14 protein-coding genes are annotated in these 16,418 nt (G+C 73.5%); 3 read left to right on the top strand and 11 right to left on the bottom strand.

What is annotated here, in order from left to right; all coding sequences use genetic code 11:
• The first annotated feature begins 10 nt into the window (after positions 1–10).
• Positions 11–1,456, top strand: a complete 1,446-nt coding sequence (locus ASF75_RS03880) for an amidase (protein WP_056068863.1) — start codon at positions 11–13, stop codon at positions 1,454–1,456.
• A 790-nt stretch (positions 1,457–2,246) separates the two neighbouring features.
• Here ASF75_RS03880 and ASF75_RS03875 read toward each other — a convergent pair.
• The 6 genes from ASF75_RS03875 to ASF75_RS03850 form a co-directional block, all read right to left on the bottom strand.
• Positions 2,247–3,032, bottom strand: a complete 786-nt coding sequence (locus ASF75_RS03875) for an ABC transporter ATP-binding protein (RefSeq protein ID WP_056068860.1) — start codon at positions 3,030–3,032, stop codon at positions 2,247–2,249.
• Positions 3,029–3,868 (bottom strand): ABC transporter ATP-binding protein, encoded by an 840-nt coding sequence (locus ASF75_RS03870; protein WP_200942669.1) that lies wholly within the window; start codon positions 3,866–3,868, stop codon positions 3,029–3,031. Before ASF75_RS03870 ends, ASF75_RS03875 begins: the two co-directional genes overlap by 4 nt.
• Positions 3,865–4,749, bottom strand: coding sequence for an ABC transporter permease (locus ASF75_RS03865; RefSeq protein ID WP_056068858.1), 885 nt, complete (start codon positions 4,747–4,749; stop codon positions 3,865–3,867). The genes ASF75_RS03870 and ASF75_RS03865 overlap by 4 nt, the downstream gene beginning before the upstream one ends.
• Positions 4,746–5,699: an ABC transporter permease gene (locus ASF75_RS03860; RefSeq protein ID WP_017885780.1), complete on the bottom strand. Its 954-nt coding sequence runs from the start codon at positions 5,697–5,699 to the stop codon at positions 4,746–4,748. The genes ASF75_RS03865 and ASF75_RS03860 overlap by 4 nt, the downstream gene beginning before the upstream one ends.
• 70 nt (positions 5,700–5,769) lie before the next feature.
• Complete coding sequence (locus tag ASF75_RS03855; RefSeq protein ID WP_056068856.1) at positions 5,770–7,314, bottom strand: ABC transporter substrate-binding protein; 1,545 nt, start codon at positions 7,312–7,314, stop codon at positions 5,770–5,772.
• Positions 7,315–7,372: 58 nt separating this feature from the next.
• Positions 7,373–8,320: an alpha/beta fold hydrolase gene (locus ASF75_RS03850; RefSeq protein WP_056068854.1), complete on the bottom strand. Its 948-nt coding sequence runs from the start codon at positions 8,318–8,320 to the stop codon at positions 7,373–7,375.
• A 66-nt stretch (positions 8,321–8,386) separates the two neighbouring features.
• Here ASF75_RS03850 and ASF75_RS03845 point away from each other — a divergent pair, with 66 nt between their 5' ends.
• Together ASF75_RS03845 and ASF75_RS03840 are read left to right on the top strand one after the other, a co-directional pair.
• On the top strand, positions 8,387–9,289 hold the full coding sequence (locus ASF75_RS03845; protein ID WP_235517510.1) for a siderophore-interacting protein: 903 nt from the start codon (positions 8,387–8,389) through the stop codon (positions 9,287–9,289).
• Entirely contained in the window at positions 9,289–10,107 is an 819-nt protein-coding gene (locus tag ASF75_RS03840) for an ABC transporter ATP-binding protein (RefSeq protein WP_056068851.1), read from the top strand. Before ASF75_RS03845 ends, ASF75_RS03840 begins: the two co-directional genes overlap by 1 nt.
• 894 nt (positions 10,108–11,001) lie before the next feature.
• Here ASF75_RS03840 and ASF75_RS03835 read toward each other — a convergent pair.
• The 5 genes from ASF75_RS03835 to ASF75_RS18230 form a co-directional block, all read right to left on the bottom strand.
• On the bottom strand, positions 11,002–11,358 hold the full coding sequence (locus ASF75_RS03835; protein ID WP_017885775.1) for a hypothetical protein: 357 nt from the start codon (positions 11,356–11,358) through the stop codon (positions 11,002–11,004).
• A gap of 2 nt (positions 11,359–11,360) precedes the next feature.
• Positions 11,361–12,764, bottom strand: a complete 1,404-nt coding sequence (locus ASF75_RS03830) for a dihydrolipoyl dehydrogenase family protein (RefSeq protein ID WP_056068849.1) — start codon at positions 12,762–12,764, stop codon at positions 11,361–11,363.
• 55 nt (positions 12,765–12,819) lie between these two features.
• Entirely contained in the window at positions 12,820–13,641 is an 822-nt protein-coding gene (locus tag ASF75_RS03825; RefSeq protein WP_056068846.1) for an arginase family protein, read from the bottom strand.
• Positions 13,642–13,685: 44 nt separating this feature from the next.
• Positions 13,686–14,411 (bottom strand): PspA/IM30 family protein, encoded by a 726-nt coding sequence (locus ASF75_RS03820; protein WP_017885772.1) that lies wholly within the window; start codon positions 14,409–14,411, stop codon positions 13,686–13,688.
• Between the two features lie 95 nt (positions 14,412–14,506).
• Positions 14,507–16,417, bottom strand: a complete 1,911-nt coding sequence (locus ASF75_RS18230) for a TPM domain-containing protein (protein ID WP_056068844.1) — start codon at positions 16,415–16,417, stop codon at positions 14,507–14,509.
• Position 16,418: the final 1 nt, after the last annotated feature.

Here is a 16,418-nt window from a genome sequence, read left to right as displayed (position 1 = left end):
GCTCGGAGCCGTGTTCGAACTCCACCACCTCTCCGCGCAGGAACTCTGGGACTGGATCCGCCGAGGGGAGGCGACCGCCCTCGAGGTCACCGAGCACTACCTGGCCCGCGTGGAACGCGTGGACGCCGGACTCGGTGCCTTCGTGACGGTCACCGCGGACGCTGCCCGGGCCCGAGCCGATCGCCTCGGCCACCTGGTGCCGACGTCGAGACCGTTGTGGGGCCTCCCGTCCGCCGACAAGGACCTGTACGACCGCGCCGGCGTCTCCACGCGGAACGGCACCGCGAGCCTGCCGGAGCGGCCCGCCGCGGCCGACCACCCGCTCGTCGCCGCGCTCGACGCGGCGGGCACGGTCAGCCTCGGCAAGACGGCGTCACCGGAGTTCGGTATGTCCTCGTCGTCCGAGACCCGGCTCGGCGTGACCCGGAACCCCTACGACACCACGCGGGCGCCGGGCGGGTCGTCGAGCGGTGCGGCCGTCGCCGTCGCCGCCGGGCTGCTGCCGGCCGCGATCGGTTCGGACGGCGGCGGGTCGGTGCGGATCCCCGCGGCGGCGACCGGACTCGTCGGGCTGAAGCCGAGCCGCGGTCGTGTGCCGTCCATGCCCGGCCGCTCCGGCGTCGGCGGCCTGTCGGTCGCCGGACCGCTCACCCGCTCCGTCGCCGACGCGGGCATGCTCCTCGACGCGCTGGTCGCGCCGACCGGGCTGCCGGAGCCGTCGCCGTACGCCCTCGTCACCCCCGACGTCGGCGAGGGGCCGTTCACCGCGGCCGCCGTCCGCGGCGAGGGCCGGTTCGTCGTCGGGGTGCTCGACGGTTCGCCGTGGGACGACACCGTCGACGTGGTCGTCGATCCCGCTGCCCGTGCCGCCGTGGAGACGGCCGTGCGGGTGCTCGGCGAGGTCGGGCACGGCGTCGAGGACGTCCGGATGCCCCGCGTGCCCTACGCCGACGCGTTCCGGGTGGCGTGGGAGAGCTCGGCTGCCCGCCTGCCGCTGGTGCCCGGAATCGACCTGTCGGCGCTGACCCCGCTCGTGGGTTGGCTCGTGGCGCGTGGGCAGGCACTGTCCGCCACGCAGGTCCTCGACGCGATGACGACGCTCGACACCTTCTCGACGACGCTCATCGGCGCGTTCGACCGGTTCGACGCGGTGCTCACGCCGACCCTCGCGATGACGCCGCGGCCCCTCGGCTGGTACGGCGACGACCCGGACGAGGACTTCCGCCGCCAGTGCGCCTACTCGCCGTGGACGTCGATGGCGAACGTGTCCGGGCTCCCCGCGATCACGTTGCCGGTCGGCGTGACCGACGACGACCACCCCGACGGGGGCGGGCTGCCGATGGGCGTGCAGCTGATCGGACGCCCCGGCTGCGAGCGCGTCCTGCTCGCGATCGGCGCGCAGCTCGAGCGCCGGTTGCGCTGGCAGCGGCGGCACCCGGTCGCCTGGACCGCCTGACGCCAGGCCCGGGCGGCTCCGGGAGCGCGCGGGGCGCGGGGCGAGCGGCGCACCGTGCGGCGTTGTCAGGCTGGTGCGGCGTTGCACGTTCGGTGCGGCCTTGTAGGCCGGCTCCGTGCGGGCAAGCCCGCACGGGTTGGCGGGGCGTGCACGGTGCGTTTTTATGCACGTGGTGCGGTGTTGCACGTTCGGTGCGGCCTTGTAGGCCGGCTCCGTGCGGGCAAGCTCGCACGGAGTGACGGGGCGTGCACGGTGCGGTGGGCTCGTGTGCGTCTGTCGGGAGGTGCGGGGCGGGCCGGTGTCGTGCCTCCTGTCTGTCGCACGGTGCGGTTTCGTGCATGTGGTGCGGTGTTGTTTGTTCGGTGCGGCCTTGTAGGCCGGCTCCGTGTGGGCAAGCTCGCACGGGTTGGCGGAGCGTGCACGGTGCGGTGGGCTCGTGCGCGTCGGTCGGGAGGCGCGGGGCGGGGCGCGCACGGTGCGGTTTCGTGCATGTGGTGCGGTGTTGCACGCTCGGTGCGGCCTTGTAGGGCGGCTCCGTGCGGGCAAGCCCGCACGGGGTGGCGGGGCGCGCACGGTGCGGTGGACTCGTGTGCGTCTGGTCTGGAGGTGCGGGGCGGGCCGGTGCCGTGCCTCCTGGCTGGCGCACGGTGCGGTTTCGTGCATGTGGTGCGGTGTTGCTTGTTCGGCGCGGCCTTGTAGGGCGGCTCCGTGCGGGCAAGCCCGCACGGAGTGGCGGGACGCGCACGGTGCGCCGCCGCCCGCCGCTCGCCGCCCGCCCGGCGCCGCCCGCCTACGGCAGCGTCGGCGCCGCCGCCACCAACGCCCGCGTCACCGGGTGCTGCGGCGCATCGAGGAGCGAAACCGGCCCGTGCTCGACGACCCTGCCGTCGGACATCACCGCGACCGTGTCGCACAGCCGCTGCACGACGCCGATGTCGTGCGACACCAGCACGAGCGTCAGCCCGAGGTCGTCGGCGAGCGATCGGAACAGCTCGATCACCCGGGCACGGACGACCACGTCGAGGGCGCTCATCGGCTCGTCGCCGAACAGGATCCGGGGCGAGTGCACCACGGCCCGGGCGATCGCGATCCGCTGCCGCTGCCCGCCGGAGAACTCGTGTGGGTACCGGTCGACCGTGTCCGCGGGCAGGTCGACGCGCTCCAGCACGGCACGGACGAGCTCGTCGTGCGACCCCGGGACCTGCAGGGCCCGCAGCGGCTCGGCGACGATCGCGCCGACGCGCATCCGCGGGTCGAGGGACGCGTACGGGTCCTGGAACACCACCCCGGTCTCGCGACGGAACCAGCGCAAGGCACGCGCGGACCGGGACGCGACCACCGGACGACCGGAGGCGGCGACGGTGCCGGCGGAAGGGGCCTCCAGGCCGGCGAGCAACCGGACCAGCGTGGACTTGCCGGACCCCGATTCGCCGACGATGCCGAGCCGTGCGCCGGGGGCGACCGCCAGGTCGACACCGTCGACTGCGGTGCGGACCGGGCCGGGCTCGAACGGGCCGCGGCGGGGGAGGCGGTAGGTGCGGTGGAGACCGGTGGTCTCCAGGGCCGGGAGGGTCACGGGGCGGTCCTCCTGGCGGTGGCACGTGCGGCGTCGACGAGCGCGGCGGTGGCGGGGTGCTGCGGCGCGGCGAGCAGGTCCGCGACCCGGCCCTGCTCGACCACCCGGCCGGCGTCGAGCACCACGGCGGTGTCGGCGATGCGCGCGAGCACGGCGAGGTCGTGGGTGACGAACACCATGCCCGCGGGCAGGTGCTCGAACAGGTCGAGGATGCGTGCCTCGGTCGTGACGTCGAGCGCCGTGGTCGGTTCGTCGGCCACCAGGTACGACGGCTCGCCCGCCATCGCCATCGCGATGCAGATCCGCTGCCGCTGCCCGCCGGACAGCTGGTGCGGGTACTGCCGCAGCAGCGATTCCGGGTCGGGCAGGCCCACGGACGCCGCCAGGTCGACGGCCGCCGCGCGGGCCGCGCGACGGTCGAGCCCGCGGTGCAGGCGCAGCGGCTCGGCGATCTGCCCGCCGACCCGTCGCAACGGGTCGAGCGCGGTGCCCGGCTCCTGGAACACCATCGCGATGCCCGATCCGCGGTGTCGCGCGCGCTCGCGGTCGGGCAGGCCGACGAGTTCGGTGCCGTCCAGGCGGACGCTGCCGGTCACGACGGCGCCGGTGGGCGCAAGGCCCATCAGGGCGAGCGAGGTCATCGACTTGCCGGATCCGCTCGCGCCGATCACGCCGACGCGCTGGCCGGGAGGAACGGTGAAGCTGACGTCGTCGAGGATCGTCCGCCCCGTGATGCGGACCGACAACCCGCGCACCTCGAGCCCGGAGGCTGCGGTGGTCGCGTCGGTGCCGGCTGGGCCGGCTGGGCCGGATCCGGCGCGTGCGTCGGCGGTCATGCGGTCACCCCCGGGGTGGTCGTCGCCGGATCGCTGTGACGGTCGTCGGTGCTGCGGTCGCTCGTCGTCAGCCGCGGGTCGGAGGCGTCGCGCACCGCGTCGCCGAGCAGCGAGAGTGCCGCGACGACGAGGGCGATGGCGGCGCCCGGCCAGGTCGCACTCCACGGGTGGACCCCGATGTAGGTCTGCAGGTCGGACAGCAGGCTGCCCCACGACGCGGTGTCGGACCCTGCGCCGTAGCCCAGGTAGGACAGCCCGGCTTCGGCGAGCACGGCCGTGGCCATCGCGAGCGACAGCTGCACGGTGAACAGCGGCGCCGCGTTCGGCACCAGGTGGCGGAACAGCACCCCGGCACCGCCGACGCCCGATGCCCGCGCCGCGGTGACGTAGTCGCTCCGGGCGATCCGCCGGATCTCGCCGCGGGCAACGCGGGTGATCGTGACGCCGAAGGACAGCCCGACGCTGACGATCACCACGCCGAGCGACCCGCCGAACACCGCGGTCAGGAGCATCGCGGTGAGCAGGGTCGGGAACGCCACCAGGATGTCGAGCAGGACCGCGGTGCCCTCGCGCACCCAGCGGGCGGTGAGCGAACCGATCGCGGTGAGGACGATGCCGACGACGCTCGCGATCACGCCGGAGCCGACGGCGACGAGCACGGTGGTGCGGGTGCCGGCGAGCAGGTAGCTGGCGATGTCGCGGCCGGCGGCGTCGGTGCCGAACCAGTGCGCGGCGCTCGGTCCCTCCCACTGGTGGAACGGGTCGGCGCGGAACGGGTCCTGCGGCGTCCAGACGAACGACACGGCGGCGAGCACGACCAGCAGGCCGAGCACGACGACGGCGAAGACCCCGGTCGGTCGGGACACCAGGCGGCGGATCATCCCTGCACCTCGCGCTGTCGGGGGTCGAGGGTGCGGTGCACGACGTCGACGGCGAACCCGACGAGCAGCACGAGCCCCGTGAGCACGAGCAGTTCGGACTGCACCTTGGTGATGTCACGGCGGCCGACGTCGGTCACGAGCATCCGACCGACCCCGGGCAGCGAGAACAGCTGCTCGACGACGACGGCCCCGACGAGGAGCCCGGCGATCTGCACCCCGAGGACGGCGAGCACCGTCAGGGCGACGCTCGGCAGCCCGTGACGGAGCAGGGCCTGCGTGCGGGTGAGGCCGATCGCGGCCGCGGTGCGCAGGTGGTCGGCGTCGAGGACGGAGAGCGTGGCGGAGCGGGTGAACCGCAGGATCACGGCCCCCTCGACAGCACCGATGGTCAGCGCGGGCAGCACGAGCGACGCGAACGCCCGCCCGGGTTCCGACCAGCCGTCGAGCGGGAAGCCCTGCGTCGGCAGCCAGTGCAGCGTCACGGCGAACAGCGCGACCAGGAGCATGCCGGCCCACACGACGGGCACGGCGGCGACGGCCTGTGCGACGAACCCGATGACGGCACCTCCCGGGCGGCGACGGAGCACCGCGGCGACGACCCCGAGCGGCACGCCGATCACCAGGGCGGTCACCAGCGACATCGCGGCGAGCGGCAGGGTGATCGCGAGCTTCTGCGCGATCTCCGGAGCGACGGCACCGTTCGTCACCAGGGAACGGCCGAGGTCACCGCGGAACACCCCGCCGATCCAGTCGAGGTACTGCACCACGACGGGCCGGTCGAGTCCGAGCTGCTGGCGGAGCTGCTCCACCTGCGCCGGGGTCGACTGCGTGCCGGCGACGACCTGGGCGACGTCACCGGGCAGCACGCGGAGCGTGGCGAAGATGATGACGCTCGCCACGAGCAGGCCGACGACGAGCAGGAGCGCCCGCCCGATGAGGAACCGGGTCACGACACCGATGCTACGGGGAGGGAGTGCGTCCCGGGCACGCGGCCGCTCCGGGGCGTGGTGTGGCTCCGCCTCACTTGACCGCGAGCTTCGACAGGTCGAGGCGCGAGTTGCCGCCGTCGACCGGGAAGCCCGTCACGCCGGAGCGCACCGCGGTGATCTCGGTCGCCGTGTAGAGCCACTCGCCGGCCGCGTCCTCGCTGACGATGCGTGCGGCCTTCCGCAGTGCCTCGGTCTTGGTGGCCTCGTCGGTCGCCGCGATCGACCGGGCGTACAGCGCCTGCACCTTCGGGTTGTCGTAGCCGAAGTAGTAGTCCGGGTGCGCCCAGTTGCCGAAGTCACGCGCCTCGACGTGGTCGACCATCGACAGGTCGAAGTCCCGCTCGCCGGACTTCGGCGCCTGGAACACCGAGGACAGCCAGGTGGCGAAGTCGACGCGCTTGACGGTCAGGGTGATCCCGACGTCGGCGAGCTGGGACTTCAGCACGTCGCCGATGGTGGTCGGGTAGATGTTCGCGTAGGTGAGCGTCAGCTTCAGGTCCTGCTGCCCGGCGGCGGCGAGGAGCTTCTTCGCGTTCGCGGGGTCGTACGCGTCGATGTCGGTCAGGTCCTCGTAGCCGGGGTCGAGCTCCGGGATCGGGCCGCCCTGCTCCACGCCTGTGCCGCCGATCGCCTTGATGAGCGCCTTCGCGTCGATCGCCTGCCGGATCGCCTGGCGCACGCGCTTGTCGGTGAAGGGTTCCTTGCGGTCGTTGAACGCCAGCGTGTACTTGTCGGTCGTCTTGCCGCTGTGCAGCGTGATGTCGCCGTTGCCCTGCAGCTGGCTCTTCAGGGTGCCGTCGACCGGGTTCAGGACGTCGAGGTCACCGTTCGCCATCGCGTTGACGGCGGTCGACGGGTCGGTGATGTACCGGAAGACGATCTTCGCGACCTTCGCCTTCGTGCCCCAGTAGTCCTCGTTGCGGTCGAAGGTGAGCGAGTCGCCCTGCTTCCAGTCCGACACCTCGAACGGGCCGGTGCCGTTCGCACTGTCGGACAGGTCGTTGTCCGCGGCCTTCTCGAGCACCAGGCCGGCGCGACCGGTCAGGTTCCAGAGCAGGTCGGAGTCGGGCTTGGCGAGTTGCAGCACGACGGAGTCCGCGGACGGCGAGGTGATCGACGTGACGCCCGCGAGCATGGCCGAGTCGACGTACGAGTCGTTCGACTTGACCTGCTCGAGCGACCACACGACGTCGGCCGCGGTGACCGGCTTGCCGTCCTGGAACGTCGTGCCGTCCCGCAGCGTGAACGTGTACGTCAGGCCGTCGTCGGACACCTGGTGCGACGAGGCCAGCACGTCGCGGACGTCGCCCTGGGCGGTCCGGCCGACGAGCCCCTGGTACACGTTGTCGATGAGCACCTGGTCGAGCGCCGCCCCGGACTGGGTGCGGATGTCGAGACTCGTCGGCTCGAGCACGAGCCCGACACGGACCGTGGCGTCCTTGCCGCCGGTGGTGTCGGACGAGCCGGAGCAGCCGGTCAGCGCGAGGGCTGCGACGACGGCGACCGCGGTGGCGGTGACGACAGCGCGCCCGGTGCGCGAGGTGCGTGCAGGACGACGGAGCAGGAGCGGACTCATGGGGTGGTGGGTTCCTTCCGGGCGCGAGGGCGGGATCGGGCCTCGCGCTCGCACGAGGCTACCGGCGGCCGGGGCCGTCCGGCGACGGTTCTTCGATCGGGTGCAACAATCCGTGCCGCCCCGCCCATGCCCGGATCGCCGACGCCAGTTCGAGGGGCGCCTGGTTCTGCACCGCGTGCCGCGAGGCCACCGTCACGATCTCGGCGTCCGGCAGACGCTCGGCGAACCCGGCGTGCAGCTTCGGGGAGACGTACCCGCGGTCGCCCCGGACGAGCAGGATCGGCACGCGCAGGGCCTCGAGGTCCGGCCACGCGTCGGCGAAGCGCCCCACCGACGACGTCCGGCCGGCGGGCAGGTGCGGGAAGTGGTGCCGGCGCACGAGCCGTCCGTCCGCACCGAGGGCCGTCGTGTGCCGGGCCTCGCGCAGCAGCACCTGCCGGTCGTCACCGACCCGAGCCTCGATCGCCCGGTCGACGACCTGCTCGAGGGACTCGAACGGCTCCTCGGCCTCGAGCGCACGGGCGATCCGGTCGACCGCACGCTGCGCGAAGTCCGGCGACATGTCGACGAGCACGAGTCCGGTGACCCGCTCCGGCGCGGTGGCCGCGAGCCGAGCCGACAGGATGGCGCCGAGCGAGTGCCCGACGACGACCCCCGGCGGCACCGCCAGTGCGTCGAGCGCGGCGAGCACGCTCGGCGCGGTCGCGGCGGCCGCGTAGTCCGCGTCCTCCCGCCACGACGACCGACCGTGGCCGGGCAGGTCGAGGGCGACCGCCGGCTCGCCCACGGCGAGTGCCGTGGTGTCGAAGCTGTGGGCGTCGATGCCGAGCCCGTGCAGGTAGGTGATCCGCGCCTCCCGGCCAGCGTCGCCCCACCGGATCGCGGAGATCTCCTGACCGTCCGCGGTGCGGACCACCTGCCTGGAGGCGCGGAGCGGCGTGGTCACGCCGCTCGCGCTGGCGAGGGTGGGCAGGTCGGCGAATTCGTCGTCGGGGGCTTCGGACACGGGGACGATCCTCGCACCGTTCCGGGGGCCTGGAGACGTTAGGTAAGGCATGCCATACTCGGTTCCGTGGCAACCCGGTATCGCGTCTTCTCCGTCCGTGTGGCCGCCGTGACGTCGCTCACCCCGAACTTCGTCCGGGTGACACTGACGGGCGACGCGCTCGCCGACTTCTCCTCGGTCGGTCTCGACCAGCGGATCAAGATCGTGCTGCCCCTGCCCGGCATCGGCTTCTCCGAACTCCCCGAGGACCAGGACTGGTACGCCGCCTGGCGTGCGCTGCCGGACGAGACCCGGAACCCGCTCCGCACGTACACGGTCCGCTCGTTCCGGCCGGACGCCCGCGAGCTCGACATCGACTTCGTCGCGCACGGCGACACCGGTCCGGCGTCGCGCTGGGTGTCGGCGTGCCGCGTCGGTGACGAGCTGCGCATCGTCGGGCCGCGGGTGCCCGAGTCGCCGGAGGACCTGCCGACCGGTGCCGCCGAGTTCGCTCCCGGGCACGCGAACCGGATCCTGCTCGCCGGGGACGAGACCGCCGCACCGGCGATCTGCGCCATCCTCGAAGCCCTCGACGTCTCGACCGTCGGCCACGTCTTCATCGAGGTGCCCACCGACGCCGACCGGCTGCCCGTCAGCGCGCCCGCCAGGGTCGAGGTCCGCTGGATCGCCCGCAACGGCGCCACCCACGGCGTCCGGATGACCGACCAGGTGCACGCCTGGGCCTCCACGGTCGCACCGGCCACTGCCGCCGCGTGCGAGTCGGCCGCCGAGCTCACCGACGTCGACGTCGACGAGCAGGTGCTGTGGGACGTCCCCGCCGCTGTCGAGGAGCGTCCCGTGTACGCGTGGATCGCGGGCGAGGCCGGCTGCGTCAAGGAACTCCGCCGCCACCTGGTGCGCGGCGTCGGCATCGACCGCAAGCAGGTCGCGTTCATGGGCTACTGGCGGCACGGCAAGGCCGAGCACTGATGCCGACCGCGGGCACCGCGCACGGCCCGGTCCCGACCACCGCGCTGGGCGCCCGCGGGCTGACCCTGGCCTACGACGACCGGGTCGTGGTGGACACGCTCGACGTCGACATCCCCGACGGTGAGCTGACTGTCATCGTCGGCCCGAACGCCTGCGGCAAGTCGACGCTGCTGAAGTCCTTCGCCCGCACCCTGAAGCCCCGTGCCGGCACGGTGTACCTCGACGGTGCGCCGATCGACTCGTACCGCCCGAAGGCCGTCGCCCGCCGGGTCGGGATGCTCCCGCAGACCCCGATCGCCCCCGACGGCATCACCGTGCGCGACCTCGTGTCCCGGGGCCGGTTCCCGCACCAGGACCTGCTGCACCCCTCGTCCGGATCCGACCGGCAGGCCGTGCAGGCCGCACTGGAGCAGACGTCGACGGTGGAACTCGCCGATCGCAGTGTCGACGAACTCTCCGGCGGCCAGCGGCAGCGGGTGTGGATCGCGATGGTGCTCGCGCAGCAGACCGACATCGTGCTGCTCGACGAGCCGACGACGTTCCTCGACATCGCGCACCAGTACGACGTGCTCGAACTCGCCTCGACGCTGCACGCCGCCGGCCGCACGGTCGTCGCGGTGCTGCACGACCTGAACCAGGCCGCCCGCTACGCCACCCACGTCATCGCGATGCGCGACGGTGCGATCGTCGCCTCGGGGGAGCCGTCGTCGGTGCTCACCGCGGACCTCGTCGAGGATGTCTTCGGCCTGCCGTGCGTCGTCGTCCCCGACCCCGAGACCGGCACGCCGCTCGTGGTGCCCCGGCGGCCCGCGGCCTGACGCGCGGCTGCGGCGGCGGCCGGGTGGGGCTGGTCCCGACTCGTCGTGGGCCGGCGCGCGAGTGGTCACGAACCGTCGGCTGGCGGCGCCGCAGGCGACGGTCTGCGACCGCTCGCCGCGCGCCCGACAGGGTGTTGCGACCGGCCGTGGCCCTGTCCCGGCGCCGGCACGCGCCTCCAGGCCGTCGGCCGGTCGCGTTTCGTCGCCAGGCCGGCCCGCCGCCGAGTGGTCACGAACCGTCGTGGGTCGCACGTCGTGTGGTCAGGAACCGTCGGCTGGCGGGGCCGTAGGCGACGGTCTGCGACCGCGCGGCGCGGGCCCGGCGGGGTGTTGTGACCGGCGACCGGGTGCAGTGGGGTGGGGCGCGGCGGCCGGGAGGCGCGTGGCGGCGCCGCCACGCGCCTCCAGGCCGTCGGATGGTCGCGTTTCGTCGCCAGGCCGGCCCGCCGCCGAGTGGTCACGACTTGTCGTGGGCCGCACGTCGTGTGGTCAGGAACCGTCGGCTGGCGGCGACGCAGGCGACGGTCTGCGACCGCTCGGCGCGGGCCCGGCGGGGTGTTGCGACCCGCGCGGGTGCAGTGGGGTGGGGCGCGGTGGCCGGGAGGCCCGTGGCGGCGCCGGCACGCGCCTCCAGGCCGTCGGATGGTCGCGTTTCGTCGCCTGGCCCGCCTGCTGCCGAGTGGTCACGACTCGTCGTGGGCTGCACGTCGTGTGGTCAGGAGCCGTCGGCTGGCGGCGCCGCAGGCGACGGTCTGCGACCGCTCGCCGCGCGCCCTGCGGGGTGTTGTGACCGACCGGGCCCCGGCCGGCCGGCTCAGCGAGGCCGCACGAACTGCCGCCCGACCGGCGTCGGGACGACAGTTCGCGCACCCGCACCCGCACCCGCCGCACCCGTCAGCGGTACCCGCCGTCCTCCAGGCCGGCCTCGACCTCGAAGCGGTTCCGCAGCGGATCCCGGCCGGCGACGGCGTAGAGCAGCGGCATGAGCATGCCGTACCGCCGCCACTGCTCGACGTGCACCCGCTCGTGCCGGAGCACCCGCGGGCCGTCGTTGTCACGGGTCAGGTACACCGAGCCGACGCAGGTGCCGCCTCGACGGAAGACCCAGCGTGGGAGCCCCGTGCAGACCACGAGCCCGTCGACCACCCGGATCCGCCCGGTCGACAGCGGGACGCCCACGGCGAGCCCGACGGCCGTCGCGAACACCCATCCCGCCCGGGACACGGGGGAGTCGAGCAGCGGGTTGCGCACGCTCAGGCCGGGCGGCCGTAGGTCTCGAGCAGGCGCAGCCAGACCTCGTTCATCGTGGGGTAGGCGGGCACCGCGTGCCACAGGCGGTCGATCGGGACCTCGCCCACGACGGCGACGGTGGCGCCGTGCAGCATCTCGGCGACGTCCTGGCCGACGAACGTGACGCCCACGACGACCCGGCGGTCCTCGTCGACGACCATCTTCGCGCGGCCCGTGTAGCCGTCGGCCTGCAGCGAGGACCCGGCGATCGCACCGAGGTCGTACTCGACGGCGCGGACGTTCATCCCCTGCTCACGGGCCTTCGCCTCGGTCAGGCCGACGCTCGCGACCTCGGGGTCGGTGAAGGTGACCTGCGGCGCGGCGGCGTGGTCGGCGGTGGCGACGTGCGCACCCCACGGCTCGGTGTGCAGCGGCGTGCCCTGGTACCGGGCGGCGATCGCCTCGCCAGCGGCGCGGGCCTGGTACTTGCCTTGGTGGGTGAGCAGGACGCGGTGGTTGACGTCGCCGACGGCGTACAGCCAGTCGGTGCCGTGCACGAGCATCGTGTCGTCGACGTCGAGCCAGTCTCCGGCGGTCAGGCCGACCGTCTCGAGCCCGAGGTCGCGTGTGTGGGCGGCGCGGCCGGTGGCGGCGAGCACCTCGCTCGTGATGACCGTGGTGCCGTCGTCGAGTTCCGTCGTGACGAGGCCGTGCTCGTCACGGTCGACGCGGACCGGGTTGACACCGGTGCGGACGTCGACGCCGAGTTCGCGCAGGGAGTCGGCGACGAGTTCCCCGGCGAAGGGCTCCATGCCGCCGAGCAGGCCGTGCCGGGCGACGAGGGTGACCTTCGCGCCGAGCGAGGCCCACGCGGTGGCGAGTTCGGAGCCGGAGACGCCGCCGCCGATGACGAGCAGGCTCTCGGGGACCTGCTGGGCGCTGGTGCCCTCGCGAGTGCCCCACGGCTTCGCGTCGGCGAGACCGGGCACCGGGGGCAGCGTGTGCAGGGAGCCGGTGACGACCGCGACGGCAGCACGGGCGGTGTGCGTCTCGCCGTCGACGTCGATGGTCTTCGGTCCGGTGATGCGGGCGTGCCCGCGGATCAGGTCGATGCCGGCGGACTCGAGCCACGAGACCTGGCTGTCGTCCTTCCAGTCCGAGGTGAACGAGTTGCGGCGGGCCAGCACGTGGGCGGCGTCGAGCGTGCCGGTCACGGCCTGCTTCGCACCGTCGAGCCGCTTGGCCGCGGCGAGGGCGTGTCCGCTGCGCAGGAGTGCCTTCGAGGGCATGCACGCCCAGTACGAGCATTCGCCGCCGACGAGCTCGGCCTCCACAATGGCGACCGACAGGTCGCGCTTCCTGGCGTAGTCCGCCACGTTCTCGCCGACTGCGCCGGCGCCGATCACGATGAGGTCGTAGTCCGTCATGCGGCCGAGCGTACGCGGACCGGCATGGGGTGCGCCGGGCGCGCGGGGTGCGTGGTCAACCCACCCGGGAGGCGCTGGTCACCGCGCCGACGACGCGCAGGATCACGCCGAGGTCGTCCACTGCACGGCCCGGGTCGACGGGCGCGAACCCGGTGAGTGCGGCGCCGACGAGGCGCCGGCCGCGCGTCGCGGCCTGGATGCGCTCGACGAGCGCTGCGCCGTCGAGGCCGAACGGCACGGGTTCGAGCAGTCCGTCGACCTCGGACGGGTCGAGGACGTCGAGGTCGACGTGCACGAAGACGGACGACGCACCGGTGCGCTCGACCGCTGCGGCGAGGGCGTCCGGTGTGGCGGCGTCGACGTCGAGGTGCACGATCCCGGCCTTGTCGAGGGCGGCGCGCTCGGCGTCCTCGACCCCGCGGACCCCGGCGACGACGACCGAGGACGCCGGCACCGCCGGCAGGCCGGGGAACAGGTCGTCGGGGCGGTCGACCAGCAGACGCAGGGCGGCGGTCTCGGCGGCGACGGGCTGGGCACGGTTGAGCGCGCGGTACCCGCTGGAGCCGGAGATCCGGACGAACGCGGTGTCCGGCAGAAGGGCGGCGGTCGCGCCGAGGACACTGGCGCCGTCACCGCCGACGACGAGCACCGGTTCGGTGGCGACGGCGGTCTCCTCCGCGACGCGTTCGGCGACGGCGAGCACCGAGGTGTAGCGGGCGACCGCGGTCTCGAGGCGGTCTCCGGCGCCGGCCGGGACATCGACCACGGTGGTGGACGCCCGGGGGAGGTCGGCTGCGATCGCCGACGCGCCGTCACCCAGGCGCATCGCGCGCGACGACGCCGAACCCTGCCACTGACCGACCACGAGGAAGTGCATCGTCTCAGTCTGTCAGCTGGGGTCCGGCGTCGTCAGGGTGTTCGTCAGATGCTCGAGGATCCGCCGGACTTCAGCGCGGCGAGCCGTGCTTCGACCTCGGCGTCCTTGCCGACGTCCTCGAGGCTCTCGAACTGGGCGTCGAGGCTCGACGACTGCAGCTCCTGCTGGCCGAGCACCTTCGCCTCTTCGCGGCGGACCTTCTCCTCGAAGCGGCCGAGGTCGCTCGTCGGGTCGAGCACGTCGATGTTGCCGAGGGCGTCGTTGACGCGGGACTGGGCCTCGGCGGTCTTCGAGCGGGCGACGAGGTTGTCCCGCTTCGCGCGGAGCTGCTCGAGCTTCTGCTCCATGCCGGCGAGACCGGTCTTGAGCTTCTCGACGGCCTCGTTCTGCGACGCCAGGTTCGGCTCGGCGTCCTTGACCTCCTGCTCGGCAGCGATCTGCTTGCCGATCGCGATCTTGGCGAGGTTGTCGAACTTGTCGGCCTCGGCCGACTTGCCCTCGGAGCGGTACTTGTCGGCTGCGGTGGAGGCGTTGGCGGCCTTCTGGCCCCACTCGACCGCGGCCTTCTTGTCCTCCTCGTGGTCCTGCTCGAGCAGGCGGACGTTGCCGATGGTCTGCGCGATCGCGGTCTTCGCGTCGGCGATGTTGTTCGTGTAGTCGCGGACGAGCTGGTCCAGCATCTTCTGCGGGTCCTCGGCGTCGTCGATGATCTGGTTGATGTTCGCGCGCACGAGGGTGGAGATGCGTCCGAAGATGGTCTGCTTGGCCATTGCTGTTCCCTTTCGTGGAAGTCCTGTGGACGGTGTTGTCGGGTCGGGTCGGGTCGGGTCGTGTCTGGTTCTGGGTGCCGGGGGAGTCCGTCGGGTCAGAAGCGGCCACCGCCGGAGAAGCCGCCGCCCCCGCCCCCGCCGCCGCCACCTCCGCCGAAGCCGCCACCGCCGCTGAAGCCCCCGCCGCCGCCGAAGCCGCCGCCCCCGAAGGAACCGCCGCCGTAGCTGCCGCCGCGACCGCCGAGCAGGCCGCCGAGGACGAGTCCGGTGACGAGTCCGCCGAGCTGGGCGCCGCCACCGCCTCCGCCCTGACCGCCGCCCCAGCCGCCCAGGTCGTCGTTCGCGGCGTCCATCGCGGCTGCGGCGTACTGCTCGGCCGCGCGGGCGGCGTTCAGCGCCTGGCCGGGGTTGCTCGGGGCGAGTTCGACGGCGTCGTCGTAGGCACGCTGGGCCTCGGACAGTCGCGTCCGGGCGGTCGGGCCGATGCCGCCGCGGTGCAGGGAGACGTAGTCGCGGGCCTGGCTGATCCGGTTCCGGGCGTCGCGCAGGGCGGCGTCGAGTGCCTGGGTGGCGCGCTGGCGCTGTTCCTCGGCACCCCGTGCCGCGGCGATGGCCTGGTCGATCTCGGTGTTCGCCCGGGTCAGCGCGTCGACGGCGGCGACCGGATCCTTCGGGTCGAGCCCCTGGCGGAGCACGGCTTCGGCGCGGGTGACCGCTGCGGCGAGGTCCGGACCGCCGGAGCGCAGGCTGCGGGCGGCGGCGACGTCGCCCTGGATGTCGATGCGCATCGCCGCGGCGCGGGCGGTGGCCTCGTCGAAGGACTGCTCGGCGGCGAGTGCGCCGTCGGTGAGCTGCTGCACCTGGGCGAGGGCGTGCTGGGCGTCGCGCACGGCGACGACAGCCTCGCCCTTGTCGCCGGCGGCGATCGAGGCGGTGGCCGCGTTCGAGCGTTCGGTCGCGAAGGCGAGCACCTGGTGGGCCTGGTCGACGTTGTTCGCCACGGTGGCGAGGGTGCGGCCGGTGTAGCGGGCGCGGACGCGGTCGAGTGCGGCGGCTGCCGACCCCACCGAGGCCGGTGCGGCGGCCACGGCCTGGGCGAGCGACGCGGCGGCGTCCTCGACGCCGTCCTCGAGCGAGCGGAGCTGGTCGAACGCCTCGGTCTGCTCCTCGATCGCGGCGTGCGCCCGTTCGCAGATGACGATGATCTGGTTCGCCCACTCGGCGCGCTGCTGGGGGGTGTCGGGGATCTCGTCGTCGAGCTGCTGCCGGATCGTGAAGGCCTTGCGGACCTCGCGCTGGGCGGCCTGCACGGCGTCGGCGAAGGGCTTGGCGGCGTCGGGGCCGAACTGCGCGCTCGCGAACCCGACCTCTTGCTCGGCGGTGCGGAGTTCGTCGTCGATGGTGACCAGGGCCCCGCCGGCGGTGCGTTCGAGGTCGGCGAGCGAGGCTTCCTGTGCCTCGGTGGCTGCTGCGGTGCGGCGCTTGTTGCGGGTCCGGATGACCAGGACCACGACGACGAGCCCGACGACCACGACGAGCAGCAGGATCCACAGCCAGGTGAGGTCGACCGGGGCCTGCGACTGGGTCAGCCCGTCGGCGAAGGCCACGGCGGCGCCGGACCAGTCGCCCTGCTTGAGCTCGGGGAGCAGCGCGTCGTTGACGGCGTTCTGCACGTCGGACGAGGAGATCGCGGTCTCGTTCGTCTGCTGCACGTCGTAGTTGCGCTCGGTGACCGCGACCGAGAGCAGGATGCCGCCGCTGTCGATCTGGTTCTTCTCGAGCACCGCCCGACCCCACTCGGTGTGGTCGGTTGGATCGGAGAAGGAGGGCACGAACACGACGTACAGCTGCGTCTGCGTCTCGGCGTACAGGTCTTGCACGGCCTGTTCGACCCGCGCCTGCTGTGGTGCGGTCAGCGCGTCGGCCTCGTCGAGGACGTACGTCCCGCCCAGGTCGACGGGAGCCGTGGCGTGGGCGGTCGCTGCCGGAGCCAGGACGATCAGCATC

Source organism: Curtobacterium sp. Leaf154 (genome assembly GCF_001424595.1).
GTDB lineage: Bacteria > Actinomycetota > Actinomycetes > Actinomycetales > Microbacteriaceae > Curtobacterium > Curtobacterium poinsettiae.
This window is presented reverse-complemented; position numbering and strand designations above follow the sequence as displayed.

Coding starts and splice junctions, on each gene's coding strand:
- ASF75_RS03870 (WP_200942669.1), bottom strand. CDS start 3,868: ATGACCGCCGACGCACGCGCCGGATCCGGCCCAGCCGGCCCAGCCGGC.
- ASF75_RS03865 (WP_056068858.1), bottom strand. CDS start 4,749: ATGATCCGCCGCCTGGTGTCCCGACCGACCGGGGTCTTCGCCGTCGTC.
- ASF75_RS03855 (WP_056068856.1), bottom strand. CDS start 7,314: ATGAGTCCGCTCCTGCTCCGTCGTCCTGCACGCACCTCGCGCACCGGG.
- ASF75_RS03840 (WP_056068851.1), top strand. CDS start 9,289: ATGCCGACCGCGGGCACCGCGCACGGCCCGGTCCCGACCACCGCGCTG.
- ASF75_RS03830 (WP_056068849.1), bottom strand. CDS start 12,764: ATGACGGACTACGACCTCATCGTGATCGGCGCCGGCGCAGTCGGCGAG.
- ASF75_RS03825 (WP_056068846.1), bottom strand. CDS start 13,641: ATGCACTTCCTCGTGGTCGGTCAGTGGCAGGGTTCGGCGTCGTCGCGC.
- ASF75_RS03820 (WP_017885772.1), bottom strand. CDS start 14,411: ATGGCCAAGCAGACCATCTTCGGACGCATCTCCACCCTCGTGCGCGCG.
- ASF75_RS18230 (WP_056068844.1), bottom strand. CDS start 16,417: ATGCTGATCGTCCTGGCTCCGGCAGCGACCGCCCACGCCACGGCTCCC.